The organism is Pseudomonas sp. NPDC079367, assembly GCF_044542195.1.
Classification (GTDB): Bacteria; Pseudomonadota; Gammaproteobacteria; order Pseudomonadales; family Pseudomonadaceae; genus Aquipseudomonas.
Window position 1 is genome coordinate 1 of record NZ_JBITTW010000096.1, and the last position, 1,349, is coordinate 1,349.

Sequence of the window (1,349 nt, forward strand, 5' to 3'; positions counted from 1 at the left end):
ATTATGGCTGAGAACAAACCGGGTCGTTATCCTCAGGTATCCACCTAACCCGCTGTCCACGACCACCTGCCCGTTGATATTTCAGATCCGGAGCAGGTGGAAGACATCATCCGCATGATTAACGACATGGGGATCCCCGTACACGAGAGTGCTCCGGATGCGGACGCCCTTATGTTGGCCTACGCCGATACCGACGAGGCCGCTGCGGAAGATTCAGCCGCTGCGTTGGCGGCGGTGGAGACCGATATCGGTCGCACCACTGACCCTGTGCGCATGTACATGCGTGAAATGGGTACGGTCGAGCTTCTGACCCGTGAAGGCGAAATCGAAATCGCCAAGCGGATCGAAGAAGGCATTCGTGAAGTGATGAGCGCAATCGCGCACTTCCCTGGCACGGTTGACCACATTCTCTCCGAGTACACCCGCGTCACCACCGAAGGTGGTCGCCTGTCCGACGTCCTGAGCGGTTATATCGACCCGGACGACGGCATCGCGCCGCCTGCGGCAGAAGTGCCGCCGCCGGTCGATCCGAAAGCCGTCAAGGCCGACGACGATACCGACGACGATGAAGCCGAATCTTCCGATGACGAAGAAGAAGCCGAAAGCGGTCCGGACCCGGTCATTGCTGCGCAGCGCTTCGGCGCCGTGGCCGACCAGATGGAAATCACCCGCAAGGTGCTGAAAAAGCACGGTCGTCACAACAAGGCAGCGGTTGCCGAGTTGCTCGCTCTGGCCGAGCTGTTCATGCCGATCAAACTGGTGCCGAAGCAATTCGAAGCCCTGGTCGAGCGTGTGCGCAGTGCCCTGGATCGTCTGCGTCAGCAAGAGCGCGCGATCATGCAACTGTGCGTACGTGATGCACGTATGCCGCGTGCCGATTTCCTGCGTCAGTTCCCTGGCAATGAAGTCGACGAAAGCTGGTCCGACGCTCTGGCCAAAGGCAAGAGCAAGTACGCCGAAGCCATCGGTCGCGTACAGCCGGACATCATTCGTTGCCAGCAGAAGCTGATCGCGCTGGAAACCGAAACCGGTCTGACCATCGCAGAAATCAAGGACATCAACCGTCGCATGTCGATCGGTGAGGCCAAGGCCCGCCGCGCGAAGAAAGAGATGGTTGAAGCCAACCTGCGTCTGGTGATCTCGATCGCCAAGAAGTACACCAACCGCGGCCTGCAATTCCTCGATCTGATCCAGGAAGGCAACATCGGCCTGATGAAAGCGGTGGACAAGTTCGAATACCGTCGCGGCTACAAGTTCTCGACTTATGCCACCTGGTGGATACTTCATTCTATCAATCGCTCGATCTCTGAACAGGAGCGAAGTATCCGTATTTCGTTTGACTTTTTATT

At 57.9% G+C, this 1,349-nt stretch carries 1 pseudogene; it reads left to right on the forward strand.

Features of this window, described 5'->3' with window-relative positions:
• Positions 1-54: 54 nt before the first annotated feature.
• A pseudogene (locus ACIGDJ_RS28305) lies at positions 55-1,349 on the forward strand (sigma-70 family RNA polymerase sigma factor); the annotation flags it as partial.